General features: G+C 57.2%; 14 protein-coding genes and 1 tRNA gene. 12 read left to right on the top strand and 3 right to left on the bottom strand.

The features are described 5' to 3' along the window. Positions 1–180: 180 nt before the first annotated feature. Positions 181–702 (bottom strand): nucleoside 2-deoxyribosyltransferase domain-containing protein, encoded by a 522-nt coding sequence (locus KG007_RS11685; RefSeq protein ID WP_213349022.1) that lies wholly within the window; start codon positions 700–702, stop codon positions 181–183. A 235-nt stretch (positions 703–937) separates the two neighbouring features. On the opposite strand from KG007_RS11685, the gene KG007_RS11680 reads away from it, so the two are divergent. From KG007_RS11680 to KG007_RS11640, 9 genes are all read left to right on the top strand, one after another. Next, positions 938–1,492 carry a helix-turn-helix domain-containing protein gene (locus KG007_RS11680; protein ID WP_195458726.1) on the top strand — a complete coding sequence of 185 codons (555 nt, stop codon included), beginning with the start codon at positions 938–940 and terminating at the stop codon, positions 1,490–1,492. A 3-nt stretch (positions 1,493–1,495) separates the two neighbouring features. Then, positions 1,496–3,154 carry an AMP-binding protein gene (locus KG007_RS11675; protein ID WP_213349020.1) on the top strand — a complete coding sequence of 553 codons (1,659 nt, stop codon included), beginning with the start codon at positions 1,496–1,498 and terminating at the stop codon, positions 3,152–3,154. A gap of 186 nt (positions 3,155–3,340) precedes the next feature. Continuing rightward, positions 3,341–3,964: an RNA polymerase sigma-70 factor gene (locus KG007_RS11670; RefSeq protein ID WP_195458724.1), complete on the top strand. Its 624-nt coding sequence runs from the start codon at positions 3,341–3,343 to the stop codon at positions 3,962–3,964. 110 nt (positions 3,965–4,074) lie between these two features. Further along, positions 4,075–5,022, top strand: coding sequence for a FecR family protein (locus KG007_RS11665; protein ID WP_213349018.1), 948 nt, complete (start codon positions 4,075–4,077; stop codon positions 5,020–5,022). A gap of 43 nt (positions 5,023–5,065) precedes the next feature. After that, positions 5,066–8,407 (top strand): SusC/RagA family TonB-linked outer membrane protein, encoded by a 3,342-nt coding sequence (locus tag KG007_RS11660; RefSeq protein ID WP_249413330.1) that lies wholly within the window; start codon positions 5,066–5,068, stop codon positions 8,405–8,407. Between the two features lie 21 nt (positions 8,408–8,428). Then, positions 8,429–9,970: a RagB/SusD family nutrient uptake outer membrane protein gene (locus KG007_RS11655; protein ID WP_213349016.1), complete on the top strand. Its 1,542-nt coding sequence runs from the start codon at positions 8,429–8,431 to the stop codon at positions 9,968–9,970. A gap of 24 nt (positions 9,971–9,994) precedes the next feature. Further along, entirely contained in the window at positions 9,995–10,996 is a 1,002-nt protein-coding gene (locus tag KG007_RS11650) for a DUF6528 family protein (RefSeq protein WP_213349014.1), read from the top strand. Between the two features lie 19 nt (positions 10,997–11,015). Further along, entirely contained in the window at positions 11,016–12,311 is a 1,296-nt protein-coding gene (locus KG007_RS11645; protein WP_213349012.1) for a fibrobacter succinogenes major paralogous domain-containing protein, read from the top strand. A 9-nt stretch (positions 12,312–12,320) separates the two neighbouring features. Further along, a complete protein-coding gene (locus tag KG007_RS11640) occupies positions 12,321–13,169 on the top strand; it encodes a sugar phosphate isomerase/epimerase family protein (protein ID WP_213349010.1) in 849 nt (282 codons plus the stop codon). Here the strand turns inward: KG007_RS11640 and KG007_RS11635 are convergent. Further along, positions 13,130–13,465, bottom strand: a complete 336-nt coding sequence (locus KG007_RS11635) for an Arm DNA-binding domain-containing protein (RefSeq protein WP_213349008.1) — start codon at positions 13,463–13,465, stop codon at positions 13,130–13,132. The genes KG007_RS11640 and KG007_RS11635 overlap by 40 nt on opposite strands. 99 nt (positions 13,466–13,564) lie before the next feature. Continuing rightward, a tRNA-Ile gene (locus KG007_RS11630) sits at positions 13,565–13,638 on the bottom strand. Positions 13,639–13,807: 169 nt separating this feature from the next. On the opposite strand from KG007_RS11630, the gene KG007_RS11625 reads away from it, so the two are divergent. The 3 genes from KG007_RS11625 to KG007_RS11615 all read left to right on the top strand — a co-directional run bounded on the left by KG007_RS11625 (position 13,808) and on the right by KG007_RS11615 (position 16,180). Further along, the gene (locus KG007_RS11625; protein WP_195458711.1) at positions 13,808–14,074 is read left to right on the top strand and encodes a type B 50S ribosomal protein L31; all 267 of its coding nucleotides are present in this window, start codon (positions 13,808–13,810) and stop codon (positions 14,072–14,074) included. 183 nt (positions 14,075–14,257) lie between these two features. Beyond that, the gene (locus KG007_RS11620) at positions 14,258–15,118 is read left to right on the top strand and encodes a Cbp1 family collagen-binding glycoprotein adhesin (RefSeq protein WP_213349006.1); all 861 of its coding nucleotides are present in this window, start codon (positions 14,258–14,260) and stop codon (positions 15,116–15,118) included. 147 nt (positions 15,119–15,265) lie between these two features. Further along, on the top strand, positions 15,266–16,180 hold the full coding sequence (locus tag KG007_RS11615) for a helix-turn-helix domain-containing protein (RefSeq protein ID WP_229095344.1): 915 nt from the start codon (positions 15,266–15,268) through the stop codon (positions 16,178–16,180). The last annotated feature ends 33 nt before the right edge of the window (positions 16,181–16,213 follow it).

The following is a 16,213-nucleotide window of genomic DNA, read 5'->3' as shown; positions in this document are numbered from 1 at the left end:
GCCCACCCGCAGGGGGTGAGCTTCATGTATAAATATTCGTTTACATATACATAATCGACCTACCCCTTGGTAAAGCGGTGATGGTGATGATGGATATGGTTGAAATTCGTCATTTGTTCTGTCGTTGGGGACAAATATAGGGCTTCTGTTCGAAAAAACAAAATCCGGGGAGGAAATTTTTTATTTGCCGAATACGCCGGCGAGCAGTTCGTCGAGCGATGCGTAGAGCGGGACGCCGTATTGTTCGCAGGTGACTTTTACGTTGTCGTAGCGGTAAAAACTTGGCTCACAGGCAACGTGCAGTTTTCCCGAGCGGATGTGAATGCCCATTTCGAGCAGCGTGATGGGCGATTTGCTCGTCCCGAGGATGTTCATCACGATCAGGTCGGCCTTTTCGAGGTGTTCCAGTTCCCAGCGTATCTGGTAGTGCATGTCACCGGTCGTGCCGTCCAGTCCGGTGGCGCGCCGCGGGTTGAAGAACAGGTAGCGGCCGTCGTTCCGTTCGCGGAACCGGCGGATCGTTTCGGCCTGCCAGTCGACGCTGTTGCCCATGTCGATCGTTCCGGCCAGGAAGATTTTGGTGTAGGTCGCTTCGTCGACCGGGGTTTCGCGCTTGGGCTGCTGCTCGGTGACATCGGGCGGCAGGGCGCTGCGGCTACACGATGCGGCCAGCAGCAGGAGTAGGCAGATCAGTCGTTTCATCGTTGCAAATATACGCCAAAACGGCGAAAAGAAAAATCCGGAACCCGAATATTCACGGCGCGGGAAGAGGAAAAAGAAAATGAAATTGCAGTTTTTAAGAGTTTTTAGTATATTTACGGCCTACTTACTGGAAAACGGCCCGTGCAATGTACAGGGGCCGTGTGGCCGGCCTTCCGGATTGTTACTTGCTGTCCGGGGCCCGTGTGCAGACCTTATTATTTAAAACGAAAAAATAATGTGTGACCCTATTCAGTCGATCGCGACCCGTTTGCGCGGGCTGCGCGAAGCGCTCGAATTGACGGAGCAGGAGGTGGCTGAAAGCTGCAACCTCCCGGTCGAGCAGTACCGGGCGATGGAGAGCGGCAAGACCGATTTTTCGGTGAATGTGCTGCAAACGATCTCCCGCCATTACGGAATCAGCCTCGATGTGCTGATGTTCGGCGAAGAGCCCAAGATGAACGCCTATTTCATTACCCGTGCCGGGAAGGGCGTATCGGTCGAGCGGCAGAAGGCTTATAAATACGAGGCGCTGGCGGCAGGATTCCGCGACCGGAAGATCGATCCCTTTATCGTGACGGTCGAGCCCTCGGCGGACGACGCCCCGATGCACCTGAACAGCCATGCCGGGCAGGAGATGAACTACGTGCTGGAAGGCCGCCTGCTGATCGGCCTGAACGGCAAGGAGATCGTGCTGGAAACGGGCGACAGCCTCTATTTCGATTCGAGCCAGCCGCACGGAATGAAAGCGCTCGACGGGAAAACGGTCCGGTTCCTGGCCATAATAATGTAAGGTATGGTAGAACGATTTTTATCCCAGACGACATTCTCCTCGCAGGAGGATTACCGGAAGAACCTGCACATCCGGGTTCCGGAAAATTTCAATTTCGGCTACGACGTGGTAGATGTCTATGCCGCCGAACAGCCCGACAAAAAGGCACTGCTCTGGACCAACGACCAGGGCGACGAAGCGCAGTTCACCTTTGCGGACATCAAGCGCGAAAGCGACCGGACGGCCTCGTGGTTCCGGAGCCTCGGCATCGGGAAGGGCGACGTGGTGATGCTGATCCTCAAGCGCCGCTACGAGTTCTGGTTTTCGATCGTGGCCCTGCATAAGCTGGGGGCGGTGGTGATTCCCGCGACCCACCTGCTGACGAAAAAAGATGTCGTCTACCGGTGTAACATGGCCGGCATCAAGGCGATCGTGGCGGCGGGCGAGCCGGTGATCACCGACCATATCGCGGCGGCCATGCCCGAAAGCCCCACGACCAAGCTGCTGATCAGCGTGGGTCCCGAGGTTCCCGAAGGGTTTCTCGATTTTCACGCCGGCGTAGAGACGGCGCCTCCGTTCGTGCGCCCCGAGCAGGTGAACACCAACGATGACATCATGATGATGTATTTCACTTCGGGAACGACCGGGGAACCGAAGATGGTGGCCCATGATTTCACCTATCCGCTGGGACATATCACCACGGGCCTCCTGTGGCACAAACTCCACGACGGCAGCCTGCACCTGACCATTGCCGACACGGGTTGGGCGAAGGCCGCATGGGGTAAACTCTATGGGCAGTGGCTGGCCGGGGCCAACATCTTCGTGTACGACCACGAGAAGTTTACGCCCGCGGACATGCTGCGCAAGATCGAACAATACCGGATTACCTCGCTGTGTGCGCCTCCCACGGTGTACCGCTTCCTGATCCGCGAGGATATGAGCAAATACGACCTCTCGTCGCTGGAGTACTGCACGACGGCGGGCGAGGCACTGAACGGCGCGGTTTACGATGCGTTCCGGAAGTTGACGGGCATTCGCCTGATGGAGGGATTCGGGCAGACGGAGACGACGCTGACGCTCGCCACGTTCCCCTGGATGGAGTCCAAGCCCGGAAGCATGGGCGTGCCCAATCCCCAGTACCGGATCGACCTGATTACGCCCGACGGCCGTTCGGCCGAAGACGGCGAACAGGGGCAGATCGTGATCCGCACCGACGCAGGCAAGCCCCTCGGACTTTTCAAGGGGTACTACCTGAACGAAGAGCTGACCCGCGAGGTCTGGCACGACGGGGTTTACTACACGGGCGACGTGGCCTGGCGGGACGAAGACGGTTACTACTGGTTTGTGGGCCGTGCCGACGACGTGATCAAGAGTTCGGGTTACCGCATCGGGCCGTTCGAGGTGGAAAGCGCTCTGATGACCCATCCGGCGGTGGTGGAATGCGCCATTACGGGCGTTCCCGACGAGATTCGCGGGCAGGTCGTGAAGGCGACGATCGTCCTTGCAGCAACGTACCGCGAACGTGCCGGGGAGGCGTTGATCAAGGAGCTGCAAAACCATGTAAAACGCATTACGGCTCCTTATAAATATCCGCGCGTGATCGAGTTCGTGGATTCGCTGCCCAAGACCATCAGCGGTAAGATCCGCCGCAAGGAGATTCGCAACAGCGACGAAGGAAAGTAATTTCCGGATCGTAAACCGACCGATCGAAAAGGACCGGGGCCGTTCACGCAGAGCGGCTCCGGTCTTTTTGCGGATGTCGGAATGCGGGTGCAGGCGGGCCTCGTTACCGGATTTTAACGAAGCTGCGTATTGCGGTTCTGAAAAAGTTTCCTATTTTTGTTCTCAGAAAGCCTGAACCCAGCGAACGTGGAGAAGAAAAAGAAACTCGAAGATTTGCTTGTTTCCGTAAGCGAGAACGATGATTACGCTTTCCGGGTTTTCTATGATCTCTATTACCGGAGCGTTTTCCGGTTTACCTATTATTTCCTGCGGAACAAGGAGGCCTGCGGCGAAGTCGTCAGCAACGTGTTCGTTGCCGTGTGGAAATCCCGCGTCTCGCTCCGGCGGATCAGCAATATCGACGCCTATCTCTATGTCGTCGCCCGCAACGAATCGAACCGTTACCTGAGGGAGTGCCAGGCGCAACGGCGCTGCCTGTCGCTCGAAGATATTCCGATTTCGGTGCTCGACCTCAATTCCCCCCCCCACGACGGAGAGGCTCCCGATAGCCGCCTGCTGGAATCCGAAGTCGAGGAGTTGGTACGCCGCCTGATCAACGACCTTCCCGAACGCTGCCGCACGGTGTTCCTGCTCAACCGGCAGGAGGGGCTGTCGTCGCGCGAAATCGCCCGGGCGCTGTCGCTCTCCGAAAGTACGGTGCGCGTCCAGATCAAGATCGCCGTCGACCGGATCGTGACGGGCATTCGCAAACATTATCCCGACCTGAAACTGATCTCCCTGCTTATGTTCCTGTTCTCATCGCGTTTCTGACGCCTTCCGGACGGAAAAATCGAAAAAATACGAAAAAAGCCGCGGTTCCCTTAAACGGAACCGCGGCTTTCGTACTCTATAACTGTATACACGACTAAAAAAGAGAAATCATGCAGATAAAAAATAGGGAGAAAGAGCCGGAGATGGCCGAAATGATCGAAGGTTCGGAACGCGACCGCCGCAGGCTGTCCGAATTGCTGGACGGCATCCGGGTGGGACCCGGAGTCGACGCCATGGCCGATGAGATGCGGGAAGCGGTGTGGACCGATGTCCGTACGCGTATCCGCCGCCGGGGACTCCGGATGCGGATTGTGCGCTATGCCGCGGCTGCGGCCGTGATGGCGGGTGTCGTCTGCGGCAGTTGGTTTCTGGGCGGACGCCGGGTCGAGAGCCGCCTGGTCGCCGAGGCGCATCCCGTGATTATCTCGACGCCGAAGGGTGTGAAGTCCGATGTGGTGCTGCCCGACGGTTCGCGGGTGCGGCTCAACGGCGGCACGCGCATCGTCTATCCGACCCTGTTTGGCGACCAACGCCGCGTAGAGGTCGACGGAGAAGCCTATTTCGAGGTCGAGCACGATGCCCGAAGGCCTTTCGTCGTCGTCACGGGCGAGGTTGCTTCGACGGTCCTCGGCACGACCTTCAACGTACACGCCTATTCCGAGGACGAGAACTACCAGATCACGCTTGCGACGGGCAGCCTGCTGGTGGACGGCGGTCCCGATTCGCGGAGCGTGCGGCTGCGGCCCGGCGAACAGGGATTTTTCGAACGGACCTCCGGGATGCTGTCGCTGCGCCGGGTGAACGTCGGGCAGGTGCTCTCGTGGCAGGAGGATAAACTCTATTTCAGGGCCGAACCGCTGGCGTCGATCGCCCGGAGCCTCGAAAGGCAGTTCAACGTCGACATTGCGATTGCGGACGAACGGCTGCGTAAAATCTGCTTCACGGGCGAGTTCGTCGACGGCGAGAACATCCAGGAGATTATGCAAATCATCTCGGCCGACAGCCGTATCCTCTTCCGGAGCCGCAAAAACCATTTCGAACTTTACAGAAACCGATAAATATTCACCCAACTATTTCACTACAACCTAAATTTTAATCCTTATGAGTAAAAATTCTACCAGCAGGAGGTCCTTCCGGGACCTTTTCGGACGGCGGACACTGGGCAGACTGAGCGGATTGCTCGTTCTGTGTTGGTTTACGGTCGCAGCGCAGGCTCTTTATGCGCAGAATCCTGTGATTTCGTTGACGCTGAAGGACGCTACCGTGCGCGAGGTGATCGAGGCGGTCAAGGCGCAGAGCGGCTACTCGTTCTGGTATCGGGAAACCGAAATCGACTTTGAAAAACGCGTGTCGGTCGATGCCCGGGAGCAGAACGTCATAAAACTGCTCGACGGCGTGTTGGCCGACCAGGGGATTCTGGCGAAGATCGAGGGGCGTCACATCGTGCTTTACAAGCCCGAGCAGGGGCGTTCGGGGGCCGAATACCAACTGACGGGCCGTGTCGAGACCGAGTCCGGCGATCCGATCGTGGGTGCGAACGTGCTGGTCGACGGCACGACCAACGGCATGGTGACCAACTCGAAGGGCGAATTCGCCCTGAACGTGACGCCCGGCGCACAGCTCAGCGTCTCGTTCATCGGCTACAATCCCGAGCAGGTGGCGGTGGGCAACCGGACGCGCCTGACCGTGGTGCTGAAAGAGAATACCCAGATGCTCGACGACGTGGTGGTGATCGGTTACGGCGTGCAGAAGAAGGTCAACCTGACCGGTTCGATCGCCGTACGCCAGATGTCGGAGATCGAGAACCAGCCGATGACCCACGCTTCGCAGGCACTCTATTCGATGCCCGGCGTCTATATCAACCAGGCTTCGGCGAAGCCCGGCAGCGACGGCGCCACGATCCGCATCCGCGGCGTCGGGACGATGAGCAGTTCCAGCCCGATGGTGCTGGTCGACGGCATGGAGTATTCGCTCAGCGAACTGAATCCCGGCGACATCGAGACGATCTCGGTACTGAAGGACGCTTCGGCTTCGATCTACGGCTCGAAGGCGGCGAACGGCGTCATCCTGATCACCACGAAGCAGGCCCGCAAAGGTACGCCCGTGGTGAAGCTCAGCGCCAACTTCGGTATCCAGTCGGCGACGTATGTTCCCGACGTGGTGACCAACCCGATCCAGTACATGCGCATGCGCAACCAGGCCGAGCTGAACGAGGGCAAGTTGACGGTGACCTACAACGAAGACGACATCCTCGAATACGAGGAGGGAATGAAACACGACCGGTACATCTATCCCGCTTCGGACTGGTATGACCTCTGCTACCAGAACGGCTTCCTCCAGCAGTACAACGCCCGCGTTTCGGGCGGCACGGACAAGATTTCCTACTCGCTGGGCGGCGGTTACATGAACCAGCGCGGTATCATGATCGCCAACGACGATGCCGAGCGTTTCTCGTGGGACATGAAGATCAACGCGCAGGTGACCAAGCGCCTGAAGGTGGGCGTCAGCCTGCTGGGCAACCTGCGTTACAACACCGACCCGATCTACGGCGTTTCGACGACGGTCAACGTCATCAACCGCGCCCTGCCGATCTTCGGCACGCAACTGCCCGACGGCAAGTGGCTCTCGACGTGGCTTTCGACCCCCGGGCGCAACAATCCCGAGAACCCGCTCATGGAGCTCAACGAGGGTAACACCCGGCGCCAGTATCACCGCATCCTGGGCCAGATCAACATCGGTTACGACCTGCCGTGGGGGATCAAGTACAACGCCAACCTGGGCTATGTGAAGATCGACCACTATTCGAAGGACTTCAAGCATGCGATGTACACCTACAATCCCAAGACCATGGAGCGCAAGGATTTCAGCGCCTACGTGTCGGCCAAGGACTGGGACAACAACTCGATCAACTACACCTTCTACAATACCCTTTCGTGGGGCAAGAGCTTCGGCGGCAGCCACAATCTCAACATCATGGCCGGCACGGAGTACAAGCGCTACGACAGCAAGAATTTCCAGGCCAAGAAACGCGACTACTTCAACAACCAGTTGACGGCCCTGTCGGTAGGGGCTACGATGGATGAGATTTCGGGCGGTTCGTCGCTCGAACTGCTCTTCTCCTACTTCGGGCGTATCACCTACGACTACAAGGAGAAATACCTGATCGACGTGACGGCACGTTACGACGGCTCGTCGAAGTTCGCCAAGGGCAACCGCTGGGCCTTCTTCCCCGCCGTGTCGGTCGGCTGGCGTATCGACAAGGAGAATTTCCTGCAGAACGTCCGGCAGATCAACGTCCTCAAACTTCGCGGTTCGGTCGGCGAAATGGGTAACCAGGCCATCGGCAACTACGAATACCTGATGGCCGTGCTGGCGAGCAAGGATTATAATTACAGTTTCAGCGACGTGCTTGCGGGCGGCGCGGCGATCAAGGACTTCGTCGACGAGAATATTTCGTGGGAGACCACCCGCACCTACAACCTCGGACTGGACTTCGAGGCCTTCGACCACCGCCTGTTGTTCAGCGTCGACCTCTATAAGAAACGCACCGAAGGTATCCTGCGCGACGTGAAGATTCCGGCGCAGATCGGCAACCTGAACGGCCCGAAGCAGAATATCGGCGTGGTGGCCAACGACGGCGTCGAGCTGAACCTCCAGTGGCGGAGCACGATCAAGAATTTCCATTACAGCGTCGGCGGTAACTTCTGTTACAACAAAAACATCGTCGTGGACCTCGACGGCCAGGAGTATATCAAGACCTTCAACATCATCCGCGAGGGCGAGCCTATCGATGCGTGGTATCTCTACCAGGCCGACGGATTCTACAACAGCTACGACGAGATCGCCAACTCGGTGACTGTCGGCAGCGGCGTGAAACCGGGCTACATCCGTTACAAGAACCTCAATAACGACGACAAGATCGACGACAACGACCGTGCTGTCAGCGGAAACCTGACCCCGAGCATCACCTATGCCTTCAACTGTTCGCTGGGCTGGAAGGGGCTCGAACTTTCGGCGCAGTTCCAGGGCGTTGCCGACGTGAAGACCTATCTTTCGGGCAACCTGGCCGCGCCGTTCTGGAACGGAGCCGGCGTGTTGAAGGAGTGGGCCACCGACGCATGGACGCCCGAGAACCACAACTCCCGCCTGCCGATTCTCCACACCGCGACGGGCGCTCCCGAGATGCACGACTACAAGAATACGCAGTGGCTTTACGACGCGTCGTACCTGCGCTGCAAACAGTTGCAGCTCTCGTACACCCTGCCCAAGAAGTGGATTTCGAAACTCGGCATGAGCCAGTGCCAGATTTTTGTTAACGGCGAGAACCTCTTCACGATCTCCCCGCTGAAGATGTTCGACCCCGAGATCGACCTTTCGTCGACCAACCTGATGCAATATCCCTCGCTCAGGACGATCAACTTCGGTTTCAATATTACTTTCTAATCGCTTCAAATACGGAAAATTATGAAAAAGATAGTATTCGGATTGATGCTTTGCGGTGCGGTGACGCTGGGCGCCTGCAACCTCGACACCATTCCTACCGACAAATATACGGTCGAGACGTTCTGGGAAACCGAAGAGGGAACCGAGGCCGCTATGTCCGGGTGTTACAACATCCTGACCAACAGTGCACTGTTCGGTGATTCGGCGCCGCTGATGGAGGAAACGTGCTCCCCGAACGCCTATAATTACAACAACTCGGGCGGTTTCAACGTGATTGCGCAGGGTACGCACACGGCCAACAGTTCGGGCATCATCGCCAACCGCTGGAAAAAGTGCTACGAAGGTATCGGGCGCTGCAATACCCACCTCAACCGCCTGCCCGGCGCTGTGGTGGCCGACGACCGCCGGGTTCAGATGGAGGGCGAGGCCAAATTCCTCCGCGCACTTTATTACTATATGCTGGTGACCTATTACAACGGTGTGCCGCTGATTCTCGAAGAGCCCGTTTATGCGCACGGCTCGTTGCCCCGCGCTTCGCGCGAAGAGGTGGTCCGGGCCATCCTCGACGACCTGAACGATATTATCGACCGTGAACTGCTCGACTGGAAGTGGTCGAAGGCTGCCGACCAGGGGCGTGCCACGCGCGGCGCGGCGATGGCCCTCAAGGCCCGCGTGCTGCTCTTCGAGGCCAGCAAGCTGGTCAACCCCTCGAACGATGTCGAAAAATGGCGGGCTGCGGCCAAAGCGGCAGGCGACCTGATCGAAAAGGAGGCGCAGGCGGGTTACGACCTCTACGGCGACTACCGGAAACTGTTCCTGCCGGCCAACGAGCACAGTTGCGAGTGTGTCTTCAACATCGAGTTCTCGAAGACCAAGAACACGGCTGTCAATTCGTTCAACGTGTACAGCATCCAGTACCGCAATAATGCGCCGCTGCTCGACCTGGTGAACGCCTATGAGACGAAAACCGGCGGACCGGGGACGATGGGCAAGTACGACAACCTCGATCCCCGTTTCGCGGCGACGAACTTCTATCCCGGCAGCACGTTCCTCGGCAAGGCCAACTGCCCGGCTTCGGAGGTGTGCCAGTTCACGGGCTTCGCGCACAAGAAACTCACGATCTACGACGAGCAGAAGCGCGATTCGGACGACTCGAACGGCGAGACCAACTACATGTTCATCCGTTACGCCGACGTGCTGCTGATGTTTGCCGAGGCGCAGAACGAGGTCGATGCGAGGCCGTCGGACGCTGTTTACGATGCGGTGAACCGGGTACGCGGACGTGTCGGCATGCCGACCTATACCTACGGTTCGAAGACCCAGGCCCAGATGCGCGAAATCATCCGCCACGAACGCCGTATCGAGTTTGCCGGCGAAGGCCTTTATTACAACGATATCCGCCGCTGGATGACCGCCGAACTGGATATGAACGCCGTGATTCAGGACTATGCGGGAACGGACATCGCCGTACGTGCGTTCGACCCCGACCGCGATTACTGGTGGCCTGTTCCGGCGGATCAGATCCTGCTGAACAAGAAACTCGAACAGAACCCCAATTATTAATCCGACAAACTGCAAATTATAACTATGAAAAAGTATCTGTGGATTCTGGCTGCCGTATTTTTCCTCCAGGCTTGTAGCAAGGACGAGGAGGAGGGGCCTTATGTGCCCTGGAGACCCGGGGACCAGAAGGAAGAGACGATCGACCTGGACAAGGCCACGAAGGTGATGATCCTGCCCGAGCAGAGCAAGAACCGCATCGTGATGATCGACCAGCCGACGGGAAAGATCGCCTGGGAGTGGAAGGCTGCCGACAGCGGACTTTCGGCCAGCGAGCAGGCGTGGTTCAATACCCCCGACGAGGCCAAGCCGGTCTATAACCGTACGTGCGTGCTCGTTACGGCTTCGGGCGGCGGCGTGGGGCTGATCCGTATCGCGGACAAGAAGTTGTTGTTCTATGCCAAGCCGGGCGGAAATCCCCACTCGGCCGAGGTGCTTCCCGATAAAAATATCGTGGTGGCGTCGAGTACGGGCAACCTGCTGAGCGTCTATGTTTATAATAATGAGAATGAAGCCGCGGCATATGTCGCGAAGCCCGCTTTCACCATGTCGGTCTATTCGGCCCACAACGTGGCCTGGGACCTGAGGCGCAACTGCCTGTGGACGGCGACGGGCGCCCAGTTGCTGAAACTCTCCTACAACGGCAACCGCACGGCCCCCGAACTTTCGCAGGTCAGGTCCTACGACATGGGGACGGGTAACACCATGGCGCACGACCTCGCTCCGGTTTACGGCGAGGAGGCGATGTATGTCACCACGGTCGAGCACGTTTACAAGTTCGACTGCAAGACGGAGAAATTCTCCGATGTGCAGATTTTCCAGCAGAAGGACATCAAGAGCATCTCGACGGGTCCGGAGGGTTATTCGACGATCGTCATGCGTCCCACGTCGGGCGGCTCCAACTGGTGGTCGGCCGAGGTGTCCGACCTGAGCGGCAACCGCCTGTTCAACCGTGCGGGTTACCAGATTTACAAGGCCCGTTGGTATGTGGAGAATCCGTTCGGATACCCCGAGGTTCACACTTTGTAAAACCTAAAACGTTAAAACCATGAAAAATATCCGAAAATATATAGTGGCCGCGGCGTGTATGGCCGCAACGTCGGCACTGGTCGCCTGTACCGAGGCCGTGAAGCGCGACACCGAGGAGGAGATGCAGGAGATGACCGTTCCCAAGAAACCCGGGCCAATCACGAAGGTCCCCGCCACGCTGACCTGCAACGGCGGCGAAGAGTTTACCTTCTCGGTGACCAAGGTCCAGTGGGCCGATACCTACGAATGGACGATTGCCGAACAGGAGAAGTCGAAAATCTCGATCGTCGACGGGCAGGGAACCAACGTCATCACCGTCAAGGTGGTCAACGACGACGTGGTGATTCCCGCGCAGTCGGTTTCGGTGGTTGCGAAAAACGAACTGGGGACGAGCAAGGTGCGCGAGTATTTCGCGGCGATCACCGTTTCGGTTCCCATCGAACTGCCGGGTTACTCGATCCGCAAATACGGCAAACGCTGGTGGATGACCGAAAACTGCCACGAGGCGGGCGAAGACGGCCGGTTGGGCGTCGCGCCCGACCTGACGGCCTTCTCGGTCTCGGGGCTGGAAGCTTCGCACCTGGCACGCCTGGACGCTGCCAAGGGCCGTTTCTACACCTGGTACGAAGCGATGACCGGAATTTCGGGCTGTACGTCGGCGCAGTGTCCCTATGTGCAGGGGTATGAAGGGGTGGACGACGTGGGCAACGCGTTCAAACTCGACGGTACGGAAGAGGGCGAATACGGCGTCCAGATTCGCGGCTGCTGCCCCGAAGGCTGGCATGTGGCCAACGCCAACGACTGGTGGGACATGCTGATGGCTATCAAGAGCGAATATGCGATTCCCGACGATTTCGCGCTGGGCGGTTATACCTTCTCCGGCGGACATGACAAGAATCCGGCGAATGCGGCGACGAAATCCAAGTTCTACATGTCGGGCTGCACGGTCAAGAACATGGGCAACGTCGGCGCGTGGCTGCGCGGCGGTAACGGGCGCGTTGTCGACGGCGGCATCTGGATTCAGTCGAGCCTGACGCTTACCGACGCCGGGGAAGCCCTCCTGCAATTCGTCGAAGGGGCCGAAAGTATCGGTTTCGGCTGGTATCCGCTGGGTTACCAGAAGGCGGACAACAGTTTTAACAGCAGTGCGCTGGGCAAGTGGGGATACATGTGGTTCATCGGGCAGACCAATGCGACGACGGCCCGTTCGCTGGTCATCAGCGGCACGAGCCTGAACCTCCAGGCCAAAACCAACAGCGAAGCGGCCAAGGATCTTTACCTGAGTGTCCGTTGCGTGAAAAATTACACCAAATAACCGGGAAAGATGGAAAAGATTTTGTTTACGGCAGCCGTGCTGCTGTGCGCCGCGAAGCTGACGGCGCAGTGTCTCGGCATCGGCAGTTCGACCAGCAGCATGAGCCCCGAAGAGATGGCACAGGCCGCGCAGGCGGGTATCGGGTATGTCGAGATCGGCATCAGCGGCCGCGGAACCGTGGCCGAGATTCGCGAAAAGGCGCTTCATGCCAGGCAGAAGGCCGACGAAGCCGGGCTGAAGGTGTGGTCGTGTCACCTCCCGTTTTCGCGCACGATGGATATTTCGGTGCTCAGCGACAGCGCCCGGATGGCCAACGTCGAATTCCTGACGGAGATGATCGCCATCTGCGGCGAACTCGGACCGAAGAAACTGGTGTTGCATCCCAGTTCGGAACCGATTGCGGACGCCGACCGCGAACAGCGCATCCTGAACAGCATCGCCTCGATCGGCGTGCTGCGCCGGGTGGCTGCACGGATCGGTGCGGAGCTCTGCATCGAGGACCTGCCGCGCACGTGTCTCGGACGAAACTCCGCCGAATTGCTGCGCATCATCGCGCCTTATCCCGACGTGAAAATCTGCTTCGATACGAACCACCTGCTTTCGGAGGACCTGCTGGATTTCGTCGAGGCGTGCGGCGACCGGATCGGGACCGTCCACGTCTCCGATTACGACATGGTCGATGAGCGTCACTGGCTTCCCGGCAAGGGCAAGATCGACTGGCCGGTGCTGTACAAGGCGCTGATGAAGGCCGGTTACAAAGGCGTGTTCATGTACGAACTCAAACGCGGCGAGGGATCGTTCGGCGAGATGGTAGCCATCTACGAAAAGATGTCTTCCGATGCCGCGAAGCTGAAGTAATCCCTTTCCCGGGGAGACGAAAAGGAGGATTGCCGGACGCGGCAATCCTCCTTTTTTAATATTCGGCAGACAAAAACAAATCTGATCAGCTCGGCTATGATCTGTTCAATGCGGGGTTTGTCGGGGCAATTCCTGCGGGGTTTGTTCTTTTCAAAGTCCCAATAGACGGGGTTTACTGAGATTCCGATGCTGGAATACTTGCGTTTTCGGTCTTTTGTAACCCGTAACATTAACGGGGATTCGTTGTTTGCCAACACTTTGGACTTGTAGCAAACGACTTCGACTGTTGCGCTCATGGTTTACACAGCGGTTTACACAACCTGCCGTAAACCTGCGTAAACCGCGGTGAGAAGACAAAAGAAAAACGACTTACATTGCTGTAAGCCGCTTCTGAGTGGGCCCAGAGGGGCATGATCCCACGACCTTCGGATTATGAGTCCGCTGCTCTGACCAACTGAGCTATGGGCCCGGTCCTGCGCCTGTGGAGCGCTTTTGTGGCGCAAAGATAAAAAAAGTATTCAGATTGCGCAACCCTCCGGCCTTCGGAGTGTGAAAAAAAGTGCGGCGGATGTTGTTTGTTGCAAATTAATTCGTACCTTTGTCCCGCTTAAGCAATAATTAAAAACAAAAACAACGAAATGAAAAAGGGTATTCATCCGGAGAATTATCGTTTGGTGGCGTTCAAGGACATGTCCAACGACATCGTGTTTTTGTGTCGGTCCGCCGTTTCGACAAAAGAGACCATCGAAGTGAACGGCGAAACCTATCCCGTGTATAAGATGGAAATTTCCAACACGTCGCACCCGTTCTACACCGGTAAGATGAAGTTGGTTGACACCGCTGGTCGCGTCGATAAGTTTATGAGCCGTTACGCAAAACGCTACGATAAGAAAGGTGCGAAGTAATCACGCTTCCGCATTTGCAAAAACGGGCTGCAACGAAAGTTGCGGCCCGTTATTTTTGGCTCCGGCACGGAATTTTCAGGCTTTGTGAAAAATTCTGAACAAGGTCTTGTTTTTATATATATATTTGCGCCCGAAGGCGAACAAGATTGTAAAACATAGAGTGTTGGAGCCATGAAAAACAAGATGAAAAATAGTTTGATCGCCGCGGCGCTGGGCGTCGTTGCGGTCTTTACCTCCTGCGTGAGCAAGCAGGTCGCAGTTCAGGCGGAGAGCCAGCGCGATTCGCTGGCGACGGTCGTCAGCGCGAAAGATTCGCTGATCAATGCCGTGTTTGCGGACATCAATGCCATATCGGAGAACCTCGCGCTGATCAAGTCGCGTGAGAACCTCATTACCGTGGCCGGGGAGGCCGAGAGCGGCCGCCGTCCCGTCGAGGAGATCAACAACGACATCAAAGCCATCGACCGCCTGCTGCAGGAGAACCGATCGAAGATCGAATCGCTGCAACGTTCGGCGGCCCTGCTGCGCAAGGCGAATCTGCGTATCGACGGGTTGGAAAAGATGATTGCCGGCATAAACAAACAATTGGCAGAGAAGAATGCCGAAGTGGAACAGCTCCGTGAGAACCTGACCCGAATGGGAGCCGAAGTGGAGAACCTCACACAGGAGGTGGCTGCCCGGAGCGTCCAGGTCGAGAACCTGAGCGGCGAGAAGGTTGAATTGCAGAACCAGCTCAATACGGTTTACTATATCGTGGGGGCCGAGAAGGAGTTGCGCGATGCACAGATCATCAACAAGCAGGGTTTCATCGGCCGCACGCTGACCGTCGGGAAGAACAGCAATTTGGACAGTTTCACGATGGCCGATTCGCGGCTGCTGTCGGAAATTCCCATAGGACAGAAGAAAGCCTCGCTCGTCACGTCGCACCCCGAGGGGTCGTACGAACTGGTGACCGACGCGAACAAGGTCGTCGAGAAACTGATCATCACCGATCCCGTGCGTTTCTGGGAGTCTTCGAAAATTTTGATCATTAGTTATAAATAGGCATTTTGCCGCCTTTGCGATGTTTTGCAGAGTCCCTGCCGGTTGCGGCAGGGACTTTTTTTAGCCTTGCGGACGCCTATTTGCTTGCTATTCTGATTTTTTTTGTAATTTTGTCCATAAAAATCACATCACACAGATTTATAATTTATGGATTATCAACCCCAACCGCAGTTTGAGGAGTCGTCGCTGAAGGAGAGTTGCACTGCGGATTGTAGTAGTTGTCCTACATTCCCAGCACCGTTTCGCCGCATCGGCGATTCGACCTATTGCCGGTTTTCGCAGCTTACGTTTGCGGCCGGTGAAGGGGTAACGTTCCCTGCCGACCGCATGGTGCGCATCCTTTTCGTCATGTCGGGATCGCTGAAGCTGGAACACGGCAACGATACGGTACGTCTGGTTACGTCGAAACAGTGCGTGTGTCTCGCCCGCAGCGAACGCTTCGTCGTTACGGCCCAGGATGACGAGACCCATGTGGTCGTGTTGTCGCTCATTCACCGTATCGAGTTCTGTGAGCAGGATATTTTCGACAAAGTAATGCCCTACGACTCGGTTGTCCCGACCGAATCGGTTCCCACGCTTTCGATGCACCCGGCGATAGAGCGCCTTTTGGGTACATTCTTCACAATTCGCCAGATGTTCAACTGCGTGCGCTACCACCGGATGAAGGCCACCGAGCTTTTCATGATGATCAAGGTGCTCTACACGCCGACGGAACACGCTTACTTCTTCCAGTCGATGATTCAGCCGCAGGACAATTTCCGCGTCTTCGTCTGCAACAATTACGACAAGGCACAGGGTGTCGCCGAACTGGCTTCGCTCGCAGGTATGAGCCTTTCGGTGTTCAAGCGCCGTTTTGCCGAGCATTTCAACGACAGCGTTTATCACTGGATGATGCGCCAGAAGGCACTGAAGGTCTTTACGGACATCCGCGACGGCGAGGACAGCACCAAGGCGCTGATGAACAAGTACGGATTCCGCCACTACACGCAGTTCAGCCGGTTTTGCAAGAATTACCTGCAGGCGACGCCCGCGCAGTTGATCAGTTCGATCAAAAAGAAATAGGGCGGCCGGCCGGTCCGGATAAGAGGAGGTTCT

Source organism: Alistipes montrealensis (assembly GCF_018362775.1).
In the GTDB taxonomy this organism is placed as follows: domain Bacteria; phylum Bacteroidota; class Bacteroidia; order Bacteroidales; family Rikenellaceae; genus Alistipes; species Alistipes montrealensis.
The sequence above is the reverse complement of the archived record's forward strand: the minus strand, read 5'-3'. Positions and strand labels throughout refer to the sequence as shown.